Genomic DNA, 18,684 nt, shown 5'->3' with positions numbered 1-18,684 from the left:
CCAGGCCGTCAAAGCATCAAGCCGTCACCGCCTCCGGCTGGAAGGCGACGTCCAGCGGCGTGCCGACCAGGTGGTTGCTGTAGTTGGACATCACCTTCATGGCGATGCCCAGCACTACCTCCAATGCGGTTTGCTGTGTGTAGCCCGCGGCCAGCAGGCTTTCCAATTGCCCAGGGCGAGGCCAGCCGCGTTCTTCCACCATCTGCTGCGTGAACTGACGCAGCGCTTCCAGCTTGGCATCGGCCAGTGGCGATCCTTGGCGCAAGGCCTGCACCACCGAGGGATCCAGGCTCTGCATGCGGGCGATGGTGCTGTGTGCGGCCACGCAGTAGTGGCATTCATGCAGGCGGCTGACGGTGAGGCTCACCACCTGCTGCTCCAGCGCACTCAGGCTGCTGGCTGCATAGGCTTCTGATATGTCCACATAGGCCGCCAGCAGGGCTGGAGCGCTGGCCATGCCCGCAAACAGGTTGGGAACAAAACCGTAGCGTTGCTGGGCTTGCACAAGCAGCGCTTGCGCGGCGACCGGTGCGGAGGTGGGGGTATGGATGGGGAACTTGCTCATGGTGCTTGCTTCAGTTGCGGAGGATGGAGATGGAAGGCGAAGGAGGCGGAGCGGGTCACAGGCGGATCACCAGCTTGCCGAAATGCTGCCCGGAGGCCAGGTGCGTGTAGGCCGCAGGGCTGTCCTCGAAGTCAAACACGCGATCAATCACGGGGCGGATGCGGTGCTGCGCCATGAACTGGTTCAGGCGCCGGAGCTGGGCCACCGAGCCCACGCAGATGCCGTCGATGCGGGCGTTCTTGAACTGCAGCGACTGGATGTCGGGGCGGGCATTGAAGCCGCTCAGCACGCCGATCTGTGCGATGCGCCCACCCGAGGCCACGGCACGGATGGAGCGGTCATAGGTGTCCGGGCCGCCAAGCTCGAGGATGTGGTCCGCGCCCAGCCCCTCGGTCAAGCTCAGAACCTGCTGGTCCCAGTCCGGCGTTTCGCCGTAATGGATGGTGGCCCAGGCGCCCAGTTGACGGGCACGTTCCAGCTTGGCATGCGAGGAGGAGGTGACGATGACGCGAGCCCCGACCGCAGCGGCCAGTTGCAGGCCGAACAGCGCCACACCACCGGTGCCTTGCACCAGCACCGTCTCGCCGGCCTTGACCTGGCCGCGCTCAAACAAGGCATGCCAGGCGGTCAAGCCGGCACAGGGCAGGGTGGCGGCTTCTTCATCGCTGAGGTGCGCAGCGGGTGCCACCAGCGACTGAGCCGACACGAGCAGCTGCTGGCTCAAGACCCCGTCGGTGTTGCCGCCGCCCAGGGCTTGTTGCAGATGGGCAGGGTCGAAGCGGCCATCCACCCAGGCCGGGAAGAAGTTGGGGCTGGCGCGATCGCCCACCTGCCATCCCTGCACGCCGTCGCCTACGGCCAGCACCGTCCCGACGGCATCAGACAGAGGCACAAGGCCATCGCGTGCCGCCCCGCTGGCAGCGCCTTGCAAGGTGAGCAGGTCGCGGTAGTTCAGGCTCGCCGCGTTCACCTGCAGAAGCACCTGGCCGGCAGCGGGCTCGTGATGGGCTGGGCCGGTGTGCGCCTGCAGCTGCGCTTTGGCGTCCTTGATGCGAATTTGAAATTGCTGATTCATGATTTCCGATTTGTGTAGTGATCGATACAGAAATAGTAGCGTTCGAAAGCCGGTCGCGGTGTTCCGCGTGGCGAAAGACTGAATTTCTCGCGCCTGCAATCTCTGCACTGTCATTTGTGTAGGGATCAATACAATTCATCCATGCCTAAGCCGAGATCAGCGACCCCCTCTACCAAGGACTCTGAGGGCAGCCGCCTGCCTGGGCGCCCGCGCGGCTTTGATCGTGCCGCGGCCCTGGACTTGGCGCTGGATCTGTTCTGGCGGCATGGCTACGAGGGCGTGTCCACGGCCACGCTGGCGAGTGCGATGGGCATCGCGCCGCCCAGCCTGTATGCGGCCTTTGGCAACAAAGAATCGCTCTATCGCGAATGCCTGGATCTCTACGCGCAACGTCATGGCGCTTTTCTCGGCGACGCGCTGCTGTCCGATTTGCCGGCGCGTGCTTGCATGGAGCAGGCCTTGCGGGCGGCCTGCCGCCAGTACACCGACCCCAGCCACGTCGCCGGTTGCATGGTGTCGGCCGCCGGCCTGCAGGGGGCGCCCGCCCACGCAGCCCAGCATGCACAGACCGAAGCCATGCGCCTGCAGGCCAGACACGCCATCGAGCAAAGGCTCAAGCGCGCTCGCACCGAGGGTGAGTTGGCCGCAGGCACCGACTGCGCGGCCCTGGCCGGCTACTTTGCGCTGGTGATCCAGGGCCTGGCGATCCAGGCGCGCGATGGCGCCAGCACCAGCAGCCTGCTGCGCATGGTGGACGTGGCCATGGCGGCCTGGCCGGCAGAGGCGAACACAGGCGTTCGCGGCGGCTAGGGCCAGCCGAACGCTGTCTTGCGTGCACCCGAGTTGCGGCCGCCAAAGAAAAAAAAGGCGCCCCAGTTGGGGCGCCCTGTGGCGAGAGCTCGTCTGAAGTCAGGCCCGGGTGTTCACAGACCCAGATCACTCAGCGAAGGGTGATCATCCGGGCGGCGGCCTTGGGGCCAGTGGAACTTGCGCTCTTCGGGCTTGATGGGCAGGTCATTGATGCTGGCATGGCGCACCGCCATATAGCCCAGGGCATCGAACTCCCAGTTCTCGTTGCCGTAGGCGCGGTACCACTGGCCCGAGTCATCGCGCCATTCGTAGGCGAAGCGCACGGCGATGCGGTTCTCGCTGACGGCCCACAGTTCCTTGATCAGGCGGTACTCCTGCTCCTTGGCCCATTTGCGTTCCAGAAAGGCCTGGATGGCCTCACGGCCCTGGAAGATCTCGGCCCGGTTGCGCCAGCGGCTGTTGGCCGTGTAGGCCTGGGTCACGCGCTTGGCATCGCGCGTGTTCCAGGCGTCTTCGGCCGCGCGGACCTTTTGAATCGCCGTCTCACGGCTGAACGGGGGCAGAGGGGGGCGCGGCGCGTCGGGGGATGTGGTGCTCATGGTGTTGGCAAAGCTGGGGTGGAGGAATCCGGCGGCGGTGCTTGCGGCGCCAGCCACAAGCAAGTCCCGCCGGGTGAGATCGGGGTGATGGGTGTTGTTCATTCTTGAGGACTGGGGCGCCACAGGCCCGGCATGTCCACATGGCCAGGCAGGGCCTGAATGCGAGCCAGCCAAGCCACCACGTGGCGGTGAGGTGAGAGATCCAGGCCGCCCTCGGGTGCGAGCGCGATGTAGGGGTAGACGGCCAGGTCGGCGATGCTGGGCTGATCGCCCTGCACCAGCCAGGGCTGACCGCTCAATTGCGCATCCAGCAGCTTGAGCAAGGTCTCGCTGCGCTGCGTGGTGGCCTCCAGATCGATGGGGCGGCCGAATCTGCGGTGCATGCGCAACAGGGCCGGCCCATGCGCCACCTCGTTGGTGGCGGTGGACAGCCAGGCTTGAATGGCAGCCAAGCGGGCCGGGTCCGCCGGCCACCAGGCCGGGCCGCCGTAGCGAGCCGCGAGATAAACCAGGATGGCCTGGCTGTCACGCACCACCACCTCGCCGTCCACCAGCACCGGCACTTGGCCGAAGGGGTTCATGGCGAGGAACTCGGGCTGCTTGTGCGTGCCGCCGGTGGGTACTTCCGCCTCATGGGGCAGCCCCAACAGGGAAAGCATGAGGCGCACCTTGTGTGCATTGCCGGACAGGGGAAAGTGGAACAGCTTCATGATCATCCTCAGGTGGCTTGGACAGGATGGAGAGCGCGCTGAACAGCGGGCCGGCTTGCGATGCGTTGGAGCCAGTCCTGTACCGCAGGGTAGTGATCAAGTTGAACGCCGGCATAGTCGGCCACGCGCAGCCAGCCGAAGTGGGCAATATCGGCCACCGAAAAACTCTCGCCGGCCAGCCAGCTGGCTTTTTGCAGTCGTGAATCCAACACGGCCGTCAGGCGGCGCGATTCCGCCTGATAACGGTCAATGCCCACGGTGATGCGCTCGGGCTGGCGCATGAACCATCCTGCTTGCCCGAACATGGGGCCGACGCCGCCGACCTGGAAGAACAAATACTCCAGCGCACGAATGCGATCCCTTGGATCGGAAGGCATCAAGCCGCCAAATTTGTCGGCCAGGTAGAGCAGGATGGCGCCGGACTCGAACACCGACACCGGCTCGCCGCCCGGCCCATCGGGGTCGACGATGACCGGGATGCGGCCATTGGGATTGAGCGCCAGAAAGTCTGGGCGCTTTTGCTCTTCACGGCCCAGATTGACGGGCACGAGGCGATAGGGAACGCCCAACTCTTCGAGTGCGATGGGGATCTTCACGCCATTGGGCGTGGGGGCGTAGTAGACGGCTATCATGGTTGACGGTGTTTGGGAGGTGATCAATGGGTGGCACTCAGGCGCCCGGTCCGCAGTCCAGGCAGCGTTCCACGGGCGGTGGGCCCATGCGCAAGTCGCGCTGCAACAAGCGCAGCGCGGTGCGCAGACCTTCCTCGATGACCGGGTGGTAAAAGGGGCTGTCCAGCATCTGCTGCACGGTGTCACCGCGCTGCACCGACCAGGCGAGCAGATGGGCGAGATGCTCGGCGCGTGGCCCCAGCATTTCTGCGCCCAGCAAGCGCCCGCTGCCCACTTCGGCGTAGACATGCAGCGCGCCGCGGTTGACGCCCATCACGCGGCTGCGGCCCTGGTCGGCAAAGGACACCTGGCCGGCGAGAAACGGCGTGCCTGCTGCCTGCAATTCGGCGTGGCTGTGCCCGGCGATGGCCATTTGCGGCTCGCTGAACACGATGGCCAGGGGCGCACGGCGTGGCCGCACGCGCACATCGGGCCAGCGGCCGGCGTTGTCGCCCGCAATGCGGCCTTCGTCGGCGGCCTCATGCAGCAGCTCCCGCTCACCATTGGCATCGCCAGCGATGAAGACCGGGCTGTTGCCGACCTGCCCGGTGTGGGGGTCGAAGGGCAAGCGCCCATCGGCTTGCAGGGGCAGGCCGCTGTGCTCCAGCCCCAGGCCCGCCAGCCGCGGACGGCGCCCGGCGGCAGCCAGGGCATAGTCAAAGCGCTCCACACGCCCGTCCAGTTCCAACAGGACCTCATCGCCCTCGCGCCGCAGACGGGGCGTGGCTTGGTTCAGCGACAGCGCCAGTTCGCTGCTGAACAGCTCGCCTGCCAAGGCCTGCAGTGCCGGGTCGGTCAGTGGTCCCACGCGCTGGCTGCGGCCGAGCACGCGCACCCGAACACCCAGGCGATGCAAGGCCTGGGCCAGCTCCAGCGCAATCACGCCGGTGCCCAGCACCAGCACCGCTTGGGGCAGGGTCTGCCAATCGAACAGTTCATCGTTGCGGATCAGCCGGTCACCCAGTGCTGCTGACCAGGCCGGCTCGATATGAGGCTCGGAGCCGGTGGCGATGACGATGCGCGCTGCATGCACCCGATGCAGTTCGCCGTCATGGCCTTTCACTTCCAGCGTCTGGGGTGCCGTGAAGCGCGCCCAGCCCTGCATGCGGTGTTCCGGCGCCCAGGCCTGTACGGCTTCGGTGACAAAGCCCACAAAGCGATCGCGCTCGCTGCACACCCGGGCCATCACGGCGGCGCCATCGATATGAGCGGGCGCGTCAAGGTGCACGCCAAAGCGCCCGGCTTCGGCCACGGCGTGGGCCGCCTCGGCTGCCGCGATCAGCAGCTTGCTGGGCATGCAACCCACACGGGCGCAGGTGGTGCCGTAGGGACCGCCTTCGATGGCGAGCACTCGGGGGGTATGTGCCAAGGCAGCGCGGTAGGCGGACATGCCGGCCGTACCGCTGCCGATGATGGCGACGTCAACATGGTGCTCACGCATGCAGCATTCCTTTGGAGGGCGAGGGTGTCAGCCAAGCGCCAGCCGCTCGGCAAGGCCTCCACTGTGCGCAGTTGTCGCCCTCAGGAGAAGCCCCATTGCAGCGAAGTCACTGCTACGCAGAGCGGAACAATGGCTGGCTTGAGGCTGCCGTCGTGCAATCCGTGCGCCAAAGACTTGCCGGCATTGTTCCGGCGACGGAAACACTGTCGTCAGCTCCGCGTGGATTCACAGACCGACCGAGTTCGCGCACAGTGGCAGGCCTCACCATGCCAGCCGCCAGGGCTGTCTCACCCCTACTGCTGCTGAAGGACCCCTCATGAGCCGAGCCTATTCCGACCTCGCATTCACGCCGACCGTGCGGGCCATGCAAACCCGCATGGGCAGCCGCTCCGCCTACGAAGCCCTGGATCACACCGAGGATCGCCGCGACGCACTCACTGAGCGTGAGGCTGAGTTCATCCATGCCCGCGATGGCTTCTATCAAGCCACGGTGGGAGAAACCGGCTGGCCCTATGTGCAGTTCCGCGGCGGGCCTGCTGGCTTTCTCCAGGTGCTGGACGCCAAGACCCTGGGCTATGCCGACTTCCGCGGCAATGTGCAGTACATCAGCGTCGGCAATCTGCAGGGCAATGACCGCATCTCCATCATCCTGATGGACTACGCCCATCAACGCCGGCTGAAGATCCTGGGGCGCGTGAGGCTGGTGACGGCCGCTGAAGACCCGGCCCTGCTGGCCCGGCTGGCCCTGCCGCAGTACGAGGCGCGTGTGGAGCGCGCCATGCTGATCACGGTCGAAGCCTACGACTGGAACTGCCCCAAGCACATCACACCCCGTTTCACCGAGGCCGAGGTGAATGCAGCGGTGGAGCCGCTGCGCGCCGAGCTGCTGCAAGCCCGCGAGGAATTGAAGCGCTTGCGCGAGGCGGTCTCTGCATCAGGCGCCGAACCGGCGCGCGGAGCCGAGCCTCTGGCTTGAACCCTCAGCGGCGGGGCCGCTTTCAGTCCAGCGCCTTGCTGGCGCGCAGACGCTCGATCGCCAGATCCAGGAAAGCGCGCGCCTTCTGAGAGGCATGGCGTCCCTCGCGGTGCACCAGATGCACGGGCAGAGGGGCCGTTTCAAACTCGCTCAGCACAATCTGCAGCCGCCCCGCTTGCACATGCTCGGCCACCTGGTAAGACATCAGCCGGGTGAGGCCAAAGCCGGCCACGGCAGCCGCCACGGCAGAGTCATTGGTGGTGGTGCTCATGCGCGGCTGCAGCTTGACGAGCTTGGGCGCGCCGTTTTCCACCAAGCGCCACTCTGGCGTGGGGGTGACGCCGCTGGCCGACACGATGGTGTGTGCTGTCAAATCGTCCGGGGTTTGCGGGGCACCATGGCGCTTCAGATAGCTGGGCGCCGCACAGATCACGCGGCGGACCCGTCCCACCCGGATCGCTTGCAAAGAAGAGTCGGGCAGCTCCCCGATGCGAACCCCGATGTCCACGCCCTCGTCGACCATGTTCACCACCCGGTCGAGGAACCAGCAGGACGCTGTCACCTCCGGGTAACGCTGCAAATACTCGGTCACGATGGGGGTGACGAACAGCGCCCCAAACAGCACCGGTGCGGTCAGCGTCAGGCGGCCGCGTGGCGCGGCGTGCAAGCCGCTGACCGATTCATCCGCCTCGGCCAACTCCGCCAGGATGCGGCGGCAGTCCTCCACATAACGAGCCCCCGCCTCGGTCACACGCACCACGCGGGTTGTCCGTGTCAGCAGGCGCACGCCCAGATGAGCTTCCAGCTCGCTGATGGCGCGGGTCACAGCGGGCGGCGAGATGTTGAGCTTGCGCGCAGCGCCCGCGAACCCGTTCGCATCGACCACTGCGACGAAGACATTGATCAGGTGCAATCGGTCCACTGTTTCTCCTCGCGCAATGGTGTCTTGAATTCCCGGGTGATTCTAAATGCCGAGCGATTCAAGGACAGTTCACCCATTCGCTGAAACCACCGCGAATCGACCCCCAACCCTGTCACCCCAAGCCACTCAAAACCGGAGTTAGACCATGTCCCGTCTAAGCATTCCCAGCCTTGAAACCTCGCTCGACGCCGCCAAACCACTGCTGGCCGCCGTGCAGCAGCAACTGGGTGTGGTGCCCAATCTGATGAAACTCCTGGGCCACAGCCCTGCCGCATTGGAAGGCTATCTGTCCTTGAACTCGGCCCTGGCCAAAGGCAAGCTGAGCGTGCAACTGCGCGAACGCATTGCCCTTGCGATCGCCGAACTCAATGCCTGCGACTACTGCCTGTCCGCGCACAGCTACCTCGGCACCCACGTCGCCAAGATCAGTGCTGCAGAAATCAGTGCCGCCCGCGATGGGCACTCGGAGGATGCACGCAGCGCTGCGGCTTTACGCTTTGCCCTCCAAGTGGCCGAGCAACGGGGCCGCGTCACGGACGCTGACCTGGCCGCCTTGCGCGCCGCTGATTTCGATGAGGCCAGCGTGCTGGAGATCGTGCTCCATGTGGCCTTGAACGTCTTGACCAACTACGTCAACAACGTCGCGGCCACGGACATCGACTTCCCTGTGGTCCAAGCCAAGCCAGAGCAAGGGCGCTGAGGCGAGCCGATTGCGGCGACGGACGGCTGGCTGGCCGCCGAGCCCGCAAGCCGTGCCTGAGTCACTCCGGGCCGGCAATCGCGTCCGCCCAGTCGAGCACCAAGGCCTCGATCTGGGCGCGGTCCAGACCCGGCTCCAACTCCTGCGCGCTCGCACGCTCCCCGGTCGGAACAGCCCGCAAGTCCTGGTCAGCGTGGGTCCACACAAAGCGTGCTGAGCAGGCCGGGCAGCCCAGGTGATCACCGGCACGCACCGTGCGTGTGCGGACCAGCGTCGGCCCGCATGCCGGGCAATGTTGCAGAGGGATGCCCTCGTCACTGTGCCCGACGATGGCGTCGAAGGCAGCGTCGCGCCCCATGCGAACAAACAGGGCTCCGAGGGACGGGTCGAACTGCCTGCCGAGTTCGGATTCGATGATGCTGAGTGCCTTGAAGATGGGCATGCCTGCACGGTAGGGCCGCGTGCTCGTCATGGCGTCGAACGCGTCGCAGATGCCGACCAGGCGGGCATCCAGAGGTATCTCGGCGCCCACCAAACCCATGGGGTAGCCCAGACCATTGGGCATTTCATGATGGTGGTGGACCACGCCGACGACCAATTCCGCCAAGGGGTGGCCGGACAAGATGCGCGCCCCGACCCGAGGATGCGTCTTGATCGTTTCGAACTCCGCTTCAGTGAGCCTGCCCGGCTTGCGCAAGATGGCGTCAGGAATTCCAACCTTGCCCAGATCGTGCAGAAAGCCGGCCATGGCGATGCGGCTGGCTTCGCGCGGTGCGCAGCCGGACTCGAGGGCCAGGGCATGCGCCATGCGCGCCACCCGCCAGAGGTGCCCGCCTGTGTAGGGGTCTCGCGCTTCGACCACCCAGGCTGAAACCAAGAGGCTGGCCAGCAGCGCCTGCCGTTGAGCCGCCAACTCCTGGCGGAGGCCACCCAGTTCATCCTGTTTCGCTTCCGAACGGGTCATTGCGTACTCCTCCCCGTGGTGAGCCGGGCATGCTGGCATGGTATCTCCAAGGCTTCGCGGACGGAGGAGTCCTTCGGGCCTGAGTTCAACGATGGCGACGGGCACGGCGAGCTCTTGTTCGCCGATGAGCCCGGTATGGCGCCCGTCATAATCGTGAGCCCCTTACCCTTCGTGTTTGAGCCGCCTTTCCTACTTCATGGACAAAACTCTGCTGCAGCAGCAGGTGCTGGATCGGCTGGCCGAAGACCTGCTGCAAGTGGAGCAGGCGGCGCGGGCAGCGCATGAGACGGCGACTCACGAAGAGAACATCGCCGAGAACAAGTACGACACCCTGGGTCTGGAAGCCGCCTATCTGGCCACCGGCCAAGCCCGACGCGCCGAGGCCATCCGTCAGGCGATGCTCAGCTGGCGCCGCTTCCGCCCGCAGCCCTACGACGCCGGCAAAGGTGTCCAACTCGGCGCCTTGGTTTGCCTGGTCGATGTCGAGGACGCGCGGCAGCAACGGCTGTTCTTTCTCGGCCCGGCAGGCGGCAGCATGACCTTGCTTTGTGGCGAGCAAAGGGTTCAGGTCATCAGCAGCGACGCGCCCCTGTGCAAGGCGGTGCTGGGCAAGTTCGAAGGCGATGAGGTCTCTCTCCAGATCGCTGCGCTACGCCAGCACTTTGAGCTGCTGTGGGTGCAATGAACCGCAAGCCGGCTCAGGCCGAGCTCTGCAGCTGCGGCGCCCTCCCTCGTTCGGTTCAGATCGGGAGCCCTTCGCCCAAGGCTGGCAGGCCGTGAAAGAGGACAATCGCGCCCTCGACAGCCCCTGGTCGGATGGACATCCTGCCTCCATCGCCAGTTGGTGCCGTCAGGCCGCCCCATGACCGACGCCTCATCCCCCTACACGACCCTGCCGCTGTGGCCCAAGGCCTATCCGGCCAGCGGTGCCAGCGCCACACTGAAGCTCCTCAACGAGGACTTCACCGTGACCGAGCTGCCGCTGCAGCTGCCCTCGGGTGCGGGCGAGCACATCTGGCTGGACGTCGAAAAGAATGGGGCCAATACCGCCTTCGTCGCACAGCAACTGGCCGCGGCCGCAGGTGTGCAGGAATGGGATGTGGGCTATGCCGGGCTCAAGGACCGCTACGCCATCACCCGCCAGTGGTTCAGCATCTATCTGCCCAAGGGTGAGACCCCTGACCTGACCCAGCTCCAGCCCCCCGAGTTCAAGGTGCTGAGCCAGAGCCGCCATGTGAAGAAACTGCGCCCCGGTGATCTGCAGGGCAACCGCTTCCGCATCGTGTTGCGAGATGTGGTGGGCGATCGTGCCGCCATCGAAGCCAATCTGCAGGCTGTGGCCTCCCAGGGTGTGCCCAATTACTTCGGTGCGCAGCGCTTCGGCCATGAGGGCGGCAATGTCGAGCAGGGGCGGGCCATGCTGGCGCGCGAGATCCGCGTGCGCAATCCGAAGAAGAAAGGCATCTACCTGTCGGCGGTGCGCTCTTTTGTCTTCAATGAAGTGCTGGCCCTGCGCATCCAGCAAGGGCTTTGGGGTCAGACCTTGCCTGGCGATGTGTTGGACGCCGCGGGCCGGCCGACCGGGCCGCTCTGGGGCCGGGGCCGCGTGAGCAGCAGCGAACAGGCGCAGGCGCTGGAGAACGGCGTGGCCGCCCGTCATGCCCCGCTGTGCGAGGGCATGGAGCATGCGGGTTTGGATCAAGAGCGCCGCGCCCTGGTGGCGAGCCCGGGTGAGCTGTCATGGGATTGGCCGCAGGCCGATCAGCTGGTGCTCAGCTTCAGCTTGCCCGCTGGAAACTATGCCACCTCGGTGCTGAACGAGATCCTCCACACCACGGAGCCCGAGCGGCACACCGAGGGCGAGCCGTCTGCGGCGGTTGAGTGAGCGTCGTGCCGCCGCAGCCATGGCCGGCATGGGCGGCTGATAGTGCTCAGCATTCGGGTAGTCTTGCTGCTTCAACCTCATCGGAGAACCGACATGGCTTACGTCGATGGATTCGTGGCTTCCGTTCCCACCGCCCGGCGGGCTGACTTTCTGGCGCATTCGCAGCAAATGGGCCAGATCTTCAAGGAATACGGCGCGACCGCTGTTGTCGATTGCTGGGGCGACGATGTGCCGCAGGGCAAGCTGACCTCGTTCCCAATGGCCGTGCAGTGCCAGCCCGAGGAGACGGTCGTGTTCTCCTGGATCACCTGGCCCTCGCGCGAGCTGCGCAATGCCGCCTGGGACAAGGTCATGGCCGATCCACGCATGGCCGCCGCGGGCGAGCCACCCTTCGACGGCAAGCGCATGATTTTTGGCGGGTTTGAGGTGATCTCGGAGTCCTGAGGCGCGGCCTCCTCGCTGGCGCCAGCGCGAGGCCGGGTTCGGGGTCGCTTGCTGCTCAGGCGGCGGCCGCCTCGGCTGCCGTTTCTTCCCAGCCCGGATAGGGGTCGGGCAGCTCGCGCCAGGCAGCCATGCCTTTGCGGGTTTCGGTGAAGTTGAGCAGGCAGCGGTCCAGGGCTGCGCTGAGGGCTTGACGGTCGAGTTGCTGGCCGATGATGACGAGCTCTTGCTTGCGGTCGCCGTAGGGCTCGGTCCAGTGGGTGAGGATGGTTTGGCGCGTGGCTTCGTCTTCCGGCCGGCGGCTTCGGGGCGCAGCGGCCCACCAGCGGCCGACGGGCTGCACATCGCACATGCGGCCAGCGCCCGAGACGCAAGCCACCCAGTCGGGTCGGCTCGCCAGCCAGACATAGCCCTTGTAGCGCAGCACGCCGGGCAGGGGCGTGGCGAGCAAGTCATGCAGGCGCTGGGGGTGGAAGGGTTTGTCCGCGCGGTAGACGAAGCTTTCGATGCCGTAGGTGTCGGCCTCCGAGTCGTGGTGGCCCTCCAGCTCCTGGGCCCAGCGCGGCATGGCTGCGGCCTTGTCGAGGTCGAAGAGGCCGGTGCCCAGCACTTCGTCCAGGTCCACCGCGCCGTGGCGCGCGTCGATGATTTCCGCCTCGGCGTTCAGGGCCTTGATCAGCGCATGCACCTGATCGAGTTGCGCCAGGCTGACCTGATCGGTCTTGCTGACGACGATGACGTTGGCGAACTCGATCTGCTCCACCAGCAGGTGGACCAGACGGCGTTGGTCCTCCTCGCCCGCAGCTTGGCCGCGGTCGGCCAGGAACTCGGCGCTGCTGTAGTCGCGCAGGATGTTGAGGGCATCCACCACGGTCACCATGGTGTCGATGTAGGCCACATCGTTGAGGCTTTCCCCCGCCTCGCTGGTGAAGTCGAAGGTGGCGGCAATCGGCATGGGCTCCGAGATGCCGGTGGATTCGATCAGGAGGTGATCGAAGCGGCCCTCGGCGGCCAGGCGCCGGACCTCCTGCAGCAGATCGTCGCGCAGGGTGCAGCAGATGCAGCCATTGCTCATCTCCACCATCTTTTCCTCAGTGCGGGACAGGCCCACGCCGGCGGCCTTGGCGCTGTCGCGGACCAGGGCTGCGTCGACATTGACTTCGCTCATGTCGTTGACGATCACGGCCACGCGCTTGCCTTCTCGGTTGCGCAGGATGTGGTTGAGCAAGGTCGTTTTGCCGGCGCCGAGAAAGCCGGACAGCACGGTGGTGGGCAGGCGCTTGGGGGCGGAGTGAGACATGCGGATCACCTTTGCGGGTCGTGTGGAATGGCGAGAGCGTGGCTGCCGCTCAGTGCAGCCAATGGCCCACCACGGGAACGCAGGCCAGGCCGGCGCTCAACATCGCGGTCTGGGCCAGGAAGCCGTCTTGCCGGTGACGGCGGTGCAGGGCCGGCAGCAGATCGGCCACGGCGATGTAGAGAAAGCTCGCCGCAGCCACGGCCAGCACATAGGGCAGGGCGGCCTGGGCGCTTTCCAAGGCCAGCCAGCCCAGCACACCGCCCACGAGCGAAGCCAGGCTGGACAGGCCATTGGCCAGCAAGGCCCGCCGCTTGCTCCAACCCGCCGCGAGCAGCAGGGCAAAGTCGCCCAGCTCCTGCGGCACTTCATGCAAGGCCACGGCCAGGCAGGTGCTCAGGCCCAGCCAAGGGTCAGCGAGGAAGGCGGCGGCCACCAGGACGCCGTCGACCAGGTTGTGCAAGCCATCGCCCAGCAGCACCACCCATGGGGTGCCGGTGCGGGCCGAGCCCGGCTCGCCCGCATGGGCGTGGCGCCACAAGGCCAGGCGCTCCAGCAAGTAGAAGCCGATCAAGCCGACCAGCAGCGTGGCCAGCACAGCCTCGCTGTGGCCGGGCGCCAGGCTCAAGGCCTCGGGCAGGATGTCCAGCAGGGCCGCGGCCAGCATGGTGCCGGCAGCAAAGGCGATCAGGCGATGCAGATGCCGCCCCTGCAGCCGAAAGGCCAGGATGGCGGCCAGCAGCAGGCTGAGGAGCCCGCCCGCAAAGCAGGCGGCGAGGATGGCGGCAAGGCTTGACATGGGGTGGCGAGAGCTGGCTGCGGTGAGAAGGTGATGGGCGGTGTTGAAGGGCGCCGAGGGGGCGTCCATGGGGCTTGAGTGCGCTCGCTTCCGAAGGCCGTGGCGCCTCCTCAGGCCCCGGCCTTTCCATGCCTGGCATGGATTTAATTTTGCAAATGATAATTCATTCGCAATAATGGCGTCATGCCACGTCCACGTTTCTGCCCGCCCTCAAGCCGCCCCACCCCCTGCCGCCACGCGTGTGTACGCACGCTCGCTGGGCGCTCGGTCGGCCGGCATTCCTGAGCCTTCTCGCTTGAAGCCCTGCCATGCCCTGGCCGGGCTTGCCGAATTGGGGCTGTGTACCAGAGCTGGCCTTTTCTTTCCTCCTCCTGTTCTTTCTTCTCCCCACCCTCTTCGCGAGCCGCTTCCCCATGCTGACCCATTTCCGCCCGGCGCCTGGCGCCCGTCTTCCCTTGCTGCTGGCGCTGGCCAGCTGCTTCGCGGCCAACGCCCGCGCCCAAACGCTGACGCCCGAACGCGCGCCGGCTGAAGCCCCCCAGCCTGTGCCGACCGCTCCGGATGCCAAGAGCGCCCAGCTGCCCGCGGTCAACGTGGTCGGCCGCGCCGAATCGGGCACCTACCATGCGGCCGATGCCGCCGGCGCCAAGACCGAGCTGGCCCTGCGCGAGCTGCCGCAATCGGTGCGCATCGTCACCCGTCAGGCCATGGACGACCTCGGTGCCACCAAGCTCGACGATGTGCTGGACTACGTGGGCGGCGTCTCGCGCCAGAACAGCTTTGGCGGCCTGTGGGACAACATTGCCATTCGTGGCCTGCCGGGCAACGAGAACACCGGCATGGCCACCTTGCTGAACGGTTTCTCATCGAACCGCGGCTTCAATGCCCCGCGCGATCTGGCCGGTGTCGAGCGCATCGAGTTCCTCAAGGGCACAGCCGCTGCGCTCTACGGCAGCAGCGAGCCGGGCGGCACCTTGAACATCGTCTCCAAGCGCCCGCTCTGGCAGGCGGCCCATGCGGTGGAAGCCTATCTGGGCAGCTATGGCCTCAAGCGTGGCGCTCTGGACAGCACCGGCCCCTGGGGTGAGAACTCCGCCTACCGCCTCAATGTGGCGGTGGAAGACCGCAGCAGCTTCCGCGACCATGTCAGCGCCCGGCGCGAAGTGCTCGCCCCGGCCTTCACCTGGAAGCTGGGCCCTGCCACCCAGCTTGACTATGTCGGTGAAGCCCTGCGCCACGCGACACCCCTGGACCGTGGTGTGGTCGCCGTCAACAACCGCCTGGGTGCGGTGCCGCGCAGCCGCTTCCTCGGCGAGCCTGCCGATGGGCAGGTGACCGTGCGCAACCAGACCCACCAGCTCACCCTCTCGCACGAATGGAGCAGCAACTGGCGCAGCCGTCTGGGCCTGTCCTACCGCGAGACCGGGGTGAATGGCTATTCCACCGAGCCCACGGCGCTGCGCCCCGATAACGTCACGCTGACGCGGCAACGGCGCCATCGCGACTACGACTCCAACGATGCCGCCGTGCAGGCGGAGCTGCAAGGCCTGGTCAAGCTGGGCGCGGTCGAGCATGAGCTGCTGATCGGTCTGGAGAGCTTCCGTTTCCGCATGGATTCGGTGATGCGGCGCGTCAACCCCAGCGCCGGCAAGCCCTATGCCATTGACATTCAACAGCCGGCCTACGGCCAGGCGCTGCCCGAGCCGGGCCCCAACACCAGCACCCTGGAGCATCAGCGCAACACGGCCGTCTATCTGCAGGACGCCATCAAGCTGGCCCCCGCCTGGCGTCTGGTGGCCGGCCTGCGTTTCGATGACTACCGCCAGACCCTGGCCAATCGCCTGAACAGCACCACGGCACGCCAGCAGCCGAGCTCCCGCTCGCCCCGCATCGGCCTGTCCTGGCTGCCCTCGCCGCAGTGGACGGTGTATGCCAATGCCGGCCGTTCCTTCCGCCCCAATGTCGGCGCCGATGTCGCGGCCCAAGGCTTCAAGCCCGAGACCGGCCGTGCTCTGGAACTCGGCAGCAAATGGGAAAGCGCGGACCGCCGCATCGGTGCGACCGCTGCGCTCTTCGACATCCGCAAGCGCCATGTGCTGACCGCCGACCCGGCGCATGCCGGTTTCTCGATGGCGGCCGGCGAAATCCGCAGCCGTGGGCTGGAGTTCGACCTGGCCGGACAGCTCAGCGCGCATTGGCGCCTCAACGCCAGTCTGGTGCTCAACGATGTGGAGGTCAGCCAGGACAACACCCTGGAGCGCGGCGGACGCCTGCTCAATGTGCCCAAGGTCAATGGCAGTGTGCTGGCCGTGTACGAGGCCAGCCTCCCGCAGGGCCAGCGCTACAGCATCGGCGGCGGGCTCACCCATATGGGCGCCCGCTTGGGCCAGGCCCGCACCCAGGCCGAGGCCAATGCGGGCACGCCGGCCTTCGAGTTGCCCGCCTACACCACGGCCAAGCTGGTGGCCTACTGGCGCGCCAGCCCGACGCTGCGCTGGACGCTCGATGTGGACAACCTCTTCGACACCACCTACTACACCAGCTCCTACAGCCGCTTGTGGGTGACGCCGGGCACAGCCCGCAGCTTCACCCTGGGCCTGCAGGCCAAGTTCTGACGCGAAGGCCCGCCATCATGAGCGAAACCCTGAACCCTGATCCACCCGCCGCTGCGGCAGTGCCCCCTGCGCTGGAGGCCCGCGCGGTGGTGGCGGGCTACCGCGAGCGCACCATCTTGCGCGGCCTGGACCTGACCGTGCAGCCAGGCGAGATCTACGCCCTGCTGGGCGCCAACGGCGCCGGCAAGACCACCACCCTGAGCCTGTTCCTGGGCTTTGTGCGGCCGGCCAGCGGCCAGCTGCGCGTCCAGGGCATCGACCCGGTGAACGAGCCCAGCCGCGCGCGCCGCCAGATCGCCTACATCCCCGAGAACGTGGCGCTGTACGAGCACCTCAGCGCCCGCGAGAACCTTGCCTACCTGCTGCATCTGGCCGGCCAGCCGGCCAGCGCGCAGGCCATCGATGAGGCCTTGTCCGCAGCCGGGTTGGATGCCGCGGCCCATGGCCAGCGCGTCGCCGGCTTCTCCAAGGGCATGCGGCAGAAAGTCTCGATCGCGCTGGCCCTGGCGCGCCGTGTGCCCGTTCTGCTGCTGGACGAGCCCAGCTCCGGCCTGGACCCACAGGCCAGCAGCGAGCTCAGCCGCCTGCTGCGGATGCTGCGCGGGCAGGGTGTGGCCATGCTGATGGTGACGCACGATCTGCTCGGCGCCGCCGATGTGGCGGACCGCATCGGCTTCATCGAGGCCGGCCGGCTGATCGAAGAGGTGGCCGCCACGGGCGAAGAGCGCTTTGACGTGCGCGCGCTGCACCGCCGCTACGCCAGTGCGGGGGCCTCATGAGGGCGAGCGTGTTCCGAATTGCCGTCGAAGAATGGCGTTTGCTCCGCCGCGATCGCGTCGCCGCGCTGGGCCTGGCTTTGTTGCTGCTGCTGAGTGCCGTGGCCTGCTTCACCGCCTGGGAGCAGCGCAGCAGCGCGGCGGCCGCACGGGCCCGTTACCAGGCTCAGGTCGATCATGAGTTCGAATCCCAGCCCGAGCGTCACCCCCACCGCATGGTGCACTACGGCCATTTTGTGTTCCGGCCCCTGAGCCCGCTGGCGGCCCTGGATGCTGGTGTGGATGCCTACACCGGGCACACCCTCTACCTGGAGGGCCACCGCCAGAACAGCGCCAACTTTGGCGACGTGCGGCAGTCCTCGCTGCTCCTGCGCTTTGGCCAGCTGACGCCGGCCTTTGTGCTGCAAGTGCTGGCGCCGCTGCTGCTGATTTTCCTGGGCCATGGCGCGCTGGCGCGCGAGCGCGAGTCCGGCACCTTGCGCGTGCTGCTGGCCCAGGGCATACGCCCCTGGCAACTCGTGGCCGGCAAGGTCCTGGCGCTCAGCGGCGTGGCCGCGCTGGCGGTGCTGCCAGCCTGGCTGGCCTTGCTGTGGATGGCAGCGGCCACGCCAGCCCCAGGCATCTTGCTGCTGACGCTGGCACTCGGCTATGGCCTGTGGCTTCTGCTCTGGGCTCTGGGCATCGTCGCGCTGTCGGCCTGCCTGGCCCGCGCCCGTGACGCCCTGGTGGCCTTGCTGGCTGTCTGGTCCCTCGGCGTGGTCTTGCTGCCGCGCTGGGCGCCCGAGCTGGCGTCTGCTTCGCTGGCCCTGCCCACCCGCTTTGAGACCGACATCGCGGTGGCGCGCGAGCTGGCGGCGCTGGGCGACAGCCACAACCCCGATGACCCCTACTTCGCCGAGTTCCGCAAGCAGGTGCTGGCCCGCTACGGCGTGGCCCGCGTGGAAGACCTGCCGGTCAACTACAAAGGCTTGGTGGGCATGGAGGGCGAGCGCCTGAGCAGCGCGCTGTTTGCACGTTATGCCCACGCCAGCTTCGAGCGACAGGCCGCGCAGCTGCAGCAGCTCGACCGCCTTGCCTGGCTGAGCCCGGTGCTGGCATTGCGTCGTCTGTCCATGGCCGCGGCGGGCACCGATCTGCAAAGCTACCGCCGCTTTGTCGATCAGGCTGAAGCCCATCGCTACCAGCTGGTGCAGTCGCTCAACCGCCTGCAGGCCGAGAAGTTGAAGTTCGCCAGCGACCGCTCCAGCCGCGACAACCGCATCAGTGCTGCGCATTGGCAGGGCATGGCCGGCTTTCGGTACGAGCCGGAGCCGCCGACCGCGGCCTTGCAGCGCGCCGCTCCGGCCGCGGTGGTGCTGCTGAGCTGGCTGGCCGCCTTGATCGGCGCTCTGGCCTTGGCGACGCATCATCTGGGGAGACGCATGCGATGAGCGTGATG

Annotated in this window: 19 protein-coding genes; 9 read left to right on the top strand and 10 right to left on the bottom strand. The window is 66.9% G+C overall.

The genetic code is table 11. The features are described 5' to 3' along the window. Positions 1–16: 16 nt before the first annotated feature. Entirely contained in the window at positions 17–565 is a 549-nt protein-coding gene (locus AC1Q6P_RS06095; RefSeq protein ID WP_492665804.1) for a carboxymuconolactone decarboxylase family protein, read from the bottom strand. Between the two features lie 55 nt (positions 566–620). After that, a complete protein-coding gene (locus AC1Q6P_RS06090; protein ID WP_492665803.1) occupies positions 621–1,640 on the bottom strand; it encodes a zinc-dependent alcohol dehydrogenase family protein in 1,020 nt (339 codons plus the stop codon). Between the two features lie 141 nt (positions 1,641–1,781). On the opposite strand from AC1Q6P_RS06090, the gene AC1Q6P_RS06085 reads away from it, so the two are divergent. Then, on the top strand, positions 1,782–2,450 hold the full coding sequence (locus AC1Q6P_RS06085; protein ID WP_492665802.1) for a TetR/AcrR family transcriptional regulator: 669 nt from the start codon (positions 1,782–1,784) through the stop codon (positions 2,448–2,450). A gap of 113 nt (positions 2,451–2,563) precedes the next feature. Here AC1Q6P_RS06085 and AC1Q6P_RS06080 read toward each other — a convergent pair whose 3' ends face one another. The 4 genes from AC1Q6P_RS06080 to AC1Q6P_RS06065 all read right to left on the bottom strand — a co-directional run bounded on the left by AC1Q6P_RS06080 (position 2,564) and on the right by AC1Q6P_RS06065 (position 5,871). Further along, positions 2,564–3,049, bottom strand: a complete 486-nt coding sequence (locus tag AC1Q6P_RS06080; protein WP_102768218.1) for a nuclear transport factor 2 family protein — start codon at positions 3,047–3,049, stop codon at positions 2,564–2,566. 98 nt (positions 3,050–3,147) lie between these two features. After that, positions 3,148–3,759, bottom strand: a complete 612-nt coding sequence (locus AC1Q6P_RS06075) for a glutathione S-transferase family protein (protein WP_492665801.1) — start codon at positions 3,757–3,759, stop codon at positions 3,148–3,150. An 8-nt stretch (positions 3,760–3,767) separates the two neighbouring features. Beyond that, on the bottom strand, positions 3,768–4,391 hold the full coding sequence (locus tag AC1Q6P_RS06070; protein ID WP_492665800.1) for a glutathione S-transferase family protein: 624 nt from the start codon (positions 4,389–4,391) through the stop codon (positions 3,768–3,770). Positions 4,392–4,428: 37 nt separating this feature from the next. Continuing rightward, positions 4,429–5,871 carry a dihydrolipoyl dehydrogenase gene (locus AC1Q6P_RS06065; RefSeq protein ID WP_492665799.1) on the bottom strand — a complete coding sequence of 481 codons (1,443 nt, stop codon included), beginning with the start codon at positions 5,869–5,871 and terminating at the stop codon, positions 4,429–4,431. A gap of 316 nt (positions 5,872–6,187) precedes the next feature. On the opposite strand from AC1Q6P_RS06065, the gene AC1Q6P_RS06060 reads away from it, so the two are divergent. Beyond that, positions 6,188–6,847: a pyridoxamine 5'-phosphate oxidase family protein gene (locus AC1Q6P_RS06060; protein ID WP_492665798.1), complete on the top strand. Its 660-nt coding sequence runs from the start codon at positions 6,188–6,190 to the stop codon at positions 6,845–6,847. Positions 6,848–6,869: 22 nt separating this feature from the next. On the opposite strand, the gene AC1Q6P_RS06055 is transcribed toward AC1Q6P_RS06060, so the two are convergent. Further along, on the bottom strand, positions 6,870–7,769 hold the full coding sequence (locus AC1Q6P_RS06055; protein ID WP_102768213.1) for a LysR family transcriptional regulator: 900 nt from the start codon (positions 7,767–7,769) through the stop codon (positions 6,870–6,872). Positions 7,770–7,914: 145 nt separating this feature from the next. Between AC1Q6P_RS06055 and AC1Q6P_RS06050 the strand changes: the two genes are divergently transcribed. Then, complete coding sequence (locus AC1Q6P_RS06050) at positions 7,915–8,469, top strand: carboxymuconolactone decarboxylase family protein (RefSeq protein WP_492665797.1); 555 nt, start codon at positions 7,915–7,917, stop codon at positions 8,467–8,469. Positions 8,470–8,530: 61 nt separating this feature from the next. On the opposite strand, the gene AC1Q6P_RS06045 is transcribed toward AC1Q6P_RS06050, so the two are convergent. Continuing rightward, positions 8,531–9,538 carry an HD-GYP domain-containing protein gene (locus AC1Q6P_RS06045; protein WP_492703095.1) on the bottom strand — a complete coding sequence of 336 codons (1,008 nt, stop codon included), beginning with the start codon at positions 9,536–9,538 and terminating at the stop codon, positions 8,531–8,533. Positions 9,539–9,629: 91 nt separating this feature from the next. On the opposite strand from AC1Q6P_RS06045, the gene AC1Q6P_RS06040 reads away from it, so the two are divergent. The 3 genes from AC1Q6P_RS06040 (at position 9,630) to AC1Q6P_RS06030 (ending at position 11,762) form a co-directional block, all read left to right on the top strand. Next, positions 9,630–10,118, top strand: a complete 489-nt coding sequence (locus tag AC1Q6P_RS06040; protein WP_492665795.1) for a GreA/GreB family elongation factor — start codon at positions 9,630–9,632, stop codon at positions 10,116–10,118. A 177-nt stretch (positions 10,119–10,295) separates the two neighbouring features. Next, complete coding sequence (gene truD, locus AC1Q6P_RS06035) at positions 10,296–11,318, top strand: tRNA pseudouridine(13) synthase TruD (RefSeq protein WP_492665794.1); 1,023 nt, start codon at positions 10,296–10,298, stop codon at positions 11,316–11,318. A 93-nt stretch (positions 11,319–11,411) separates the two neighbouring features. Then, entirely contained in the window at positions 11,412–11,762 is a 351-nt protein-coding gene (locus tag AC1Q6P_RS06030) for a DUF1428 domain-containing protein (RefSeq protein ID WP_102768207.1), read from the top strand. Positions 11,763–11,817: 55 nt separating this feature from the next. Here AC1Q6P_RS06030 and AC1Q6P_RS06025 read toward each other — a convergent pair whose 3' ends face one another. Together AC1Q6P_RS06025 and AC1Q6P_RS06020 are read right to left on the bottom strand one after the other, a co-directional pair. Further along, entirely contained in the window at positions 11,818–13,059 is a 1,242-nt protein-coding gene (locus AC1Q6P_RS06025) for a GTP-binding protein (protein WP_492665793.1), read from the bottom strand. A gap of 49 nt (positions 13,060–13,108) precedes the next feature. Then, complete coding sequence (locus AC1Q6P_RS06020) at positions 13,109–13,855, bottom strand: ZIP family metal transporter (RefSeq protein WP_492665792.1); 747 nt, start codon at positions 13,853–13,855, stop codon at positions 13,109–13,111. A gap of 413 nt (positions 13,856–14,268) precedes the next feature. Between AC1Q6P_RS06020 and AC1Q6P_RS06015 the strand changes: the two genes are divergently transcribed. From AC1Q6P_RS06015 to AC1Q6P_RS06005, 3 genes are read left to right on the top strand one after another with little or no spacing between them, the layout of a single operon-like run. Then, entirely contained in the window at positions 14,269–16,470 is a 2,202-nt protein-coding gene (locus AC1Q6P_RS06015; RefSeq protein WP_492665791.1) for a TonB-dependent siderophore receptor, read from the top strand. 17 nt (positions 16,471–16,487) lie between these two features. Then, complete coding sequence (locus AC1Q6P_RS06010) at positions 16,488–17,249, top strand: ABC transporter ATP-binding protein (protein ID WP_492665790.1); 762 nt, start codon at positions 16,488–16,490, stop codon at positions 17,247–17,249. After that, positions 17,246–18,676, top strand: a complete 1,431-nt coding sequence (locus AC1Q6P_RS06005; protein WP_492665789.1) for an ABC transporter permease — start codon at positions 17,246–17,248, stop codon at positions 18,674–18,676. Before AC1Q6P_RS06010 ends, AC1Q6P_RS06005 begins: the two co-directional genes overlap by 4 nt. The last annotated feature ends 8 nt before the right edge of the window (positions 18,677–18,684 follow it).

It is taken from the genome of Roseateles sp. GW835-FHT13E02, assembly GCF_058794035.1.
The sequence above is the reverse complement of the archived record's forward strand: the minus strand, read 5'-3'. Positions and strand labels throughout refer to the sequence as shown.

What these genes read in the sequence shown, in the direction of transcription:
- AC1Q6P_RS06095 (WP_492665804.1), bottom strand. Translation starts at nt 565, where the DNA reads ATGAGCAAGTTCCCCATCCATACCCCCACCTCCGCACCGGTCGCCGCG.
- AC1Q6P_RS06090 (WP_492665803.1), bottom strand. Translation starts at nt 1,640, where the DNA reads ATGAATCAGCAATTTCAAATTCGCATCAAGGACGCCAAAGCGCAGCTG.
- AC1Q6P_RS06085 (WP_492665802.1), top strand. Translation starts at nt 1,782, where the DNA reads ATGCCTAAGCCGAGATCAGCGACCCCCTCTACCAAGGACTCTGAGGGC.
- AC1Q6P_RS06080 (WP_102768218.1), bottom strand. Translation starts at nt 3,049, where the DNA reads ATGAGCACCACATCCCCCGACGCGCCGCGCCCCCCTCTGCCCCCGTTC.
- AC1Q6P_RS06075 (WP_492665801.1), bottom strand. Translation starts at nt 3,759, where the DNA reads ATGAAGCTGTTCCACTTTCCCCTGTCCGGCAATGCACACAAGGTGCGC.
- AC1Q6P_RS06070 (WP_492665800.1), bottom strand. Translation starts at nt 4,391, where the DNA reads ATGATAGCCGTCTACTACGCCCCCACGCCCAATGGCGTGAAGATCCCC.
- AC1Q6P_RS06065 (WP_492665799.1), bottom strand. Translation starts at nt 5,871, where the DNA reads ATGCGTGAGCACCATGTTGACGTCGCCATCATCGGCAGCGGTACGGCC.
- AC1Q6P_RS06060 (WP_492665798.1), top strand. Translation starts at nt 6,188, where the DNA reads ATGAGCCGAGCCTATTCCGACCTCGCATTCACGCCGACCGTGCGGGCC.
- AC1Q6P_RS06050 (WP_492665797.1), top strand. Translation starts at nt 7,915, where the DNA reads ATGTCCCGTCTAAGCATTCCCAGCCTTGAAACCTCGCTCGACGCCGCC.
- AC1Q6P_RS06040 (WP_492665795.1), top strand. Translation starts at nt 9,630, where the DNA reads ATGGACAAAACTCTGCTGCAGCAGCAGGTGCTGGATCGGCTGGCCGAA.
- truD (WP_492665794.1), top strand. Translation starts at nt 10,296, where the DNA reads ATGACCGACGCCTCATCCCCCTACACGACCCTGCCGCTGTGGCCCAAG.
- AC1Q6P_RS06030 (WP_102768207.1), top strand. Translation starts at nt 11,412, where the DNA reads ATGGCTTACGTCGATGGATTCGTGGCTTCCGTTCCCACCGCCCGGCGG.
- AC1Q6P_RS06025 (WP_492665793.1), bottom strand. Translation starts at nt 13,059, where the DNA reads ATGTCTCACTCCGCCCCCAAGCGCCTGCCCACCACCGTGCTGTCCGGC.
- AC1Q6P_RS06020 (WP_492665792.1), bottom strand. Translation starts at nt 13,855, where the DNA reads ATGTCAAGCCTTGCCGCCATCCTCGCCGCCTGCTTTGCGGGCGGGCTC.
- AC1Q6P_RS06015 (WP_492665791.1), top strand. Translation starts at nt 14,269, where the DNA reads ATGCTGACCCATTTCCGCCCGGCGCCTGGCGCCCGTCTTCCCTTGCTG.
- AC1Q6P_RS06010 (WP_492665790.1), top strand. Translation starts at nt 16,488, where the DNA reads ATGAGCGAAACCCTGAACCCTGATCCACCCGCCGCTGCGGCAGTGCCC.
- AC1Q6P_RS06005 (WP_492665789.1), top strand. Translation starts at nt 17,246, where the DNA reads ATGAGGGCGAGCGTGTTCCGAATTGCCGTCGAAGAATGGCGTTTGCTC.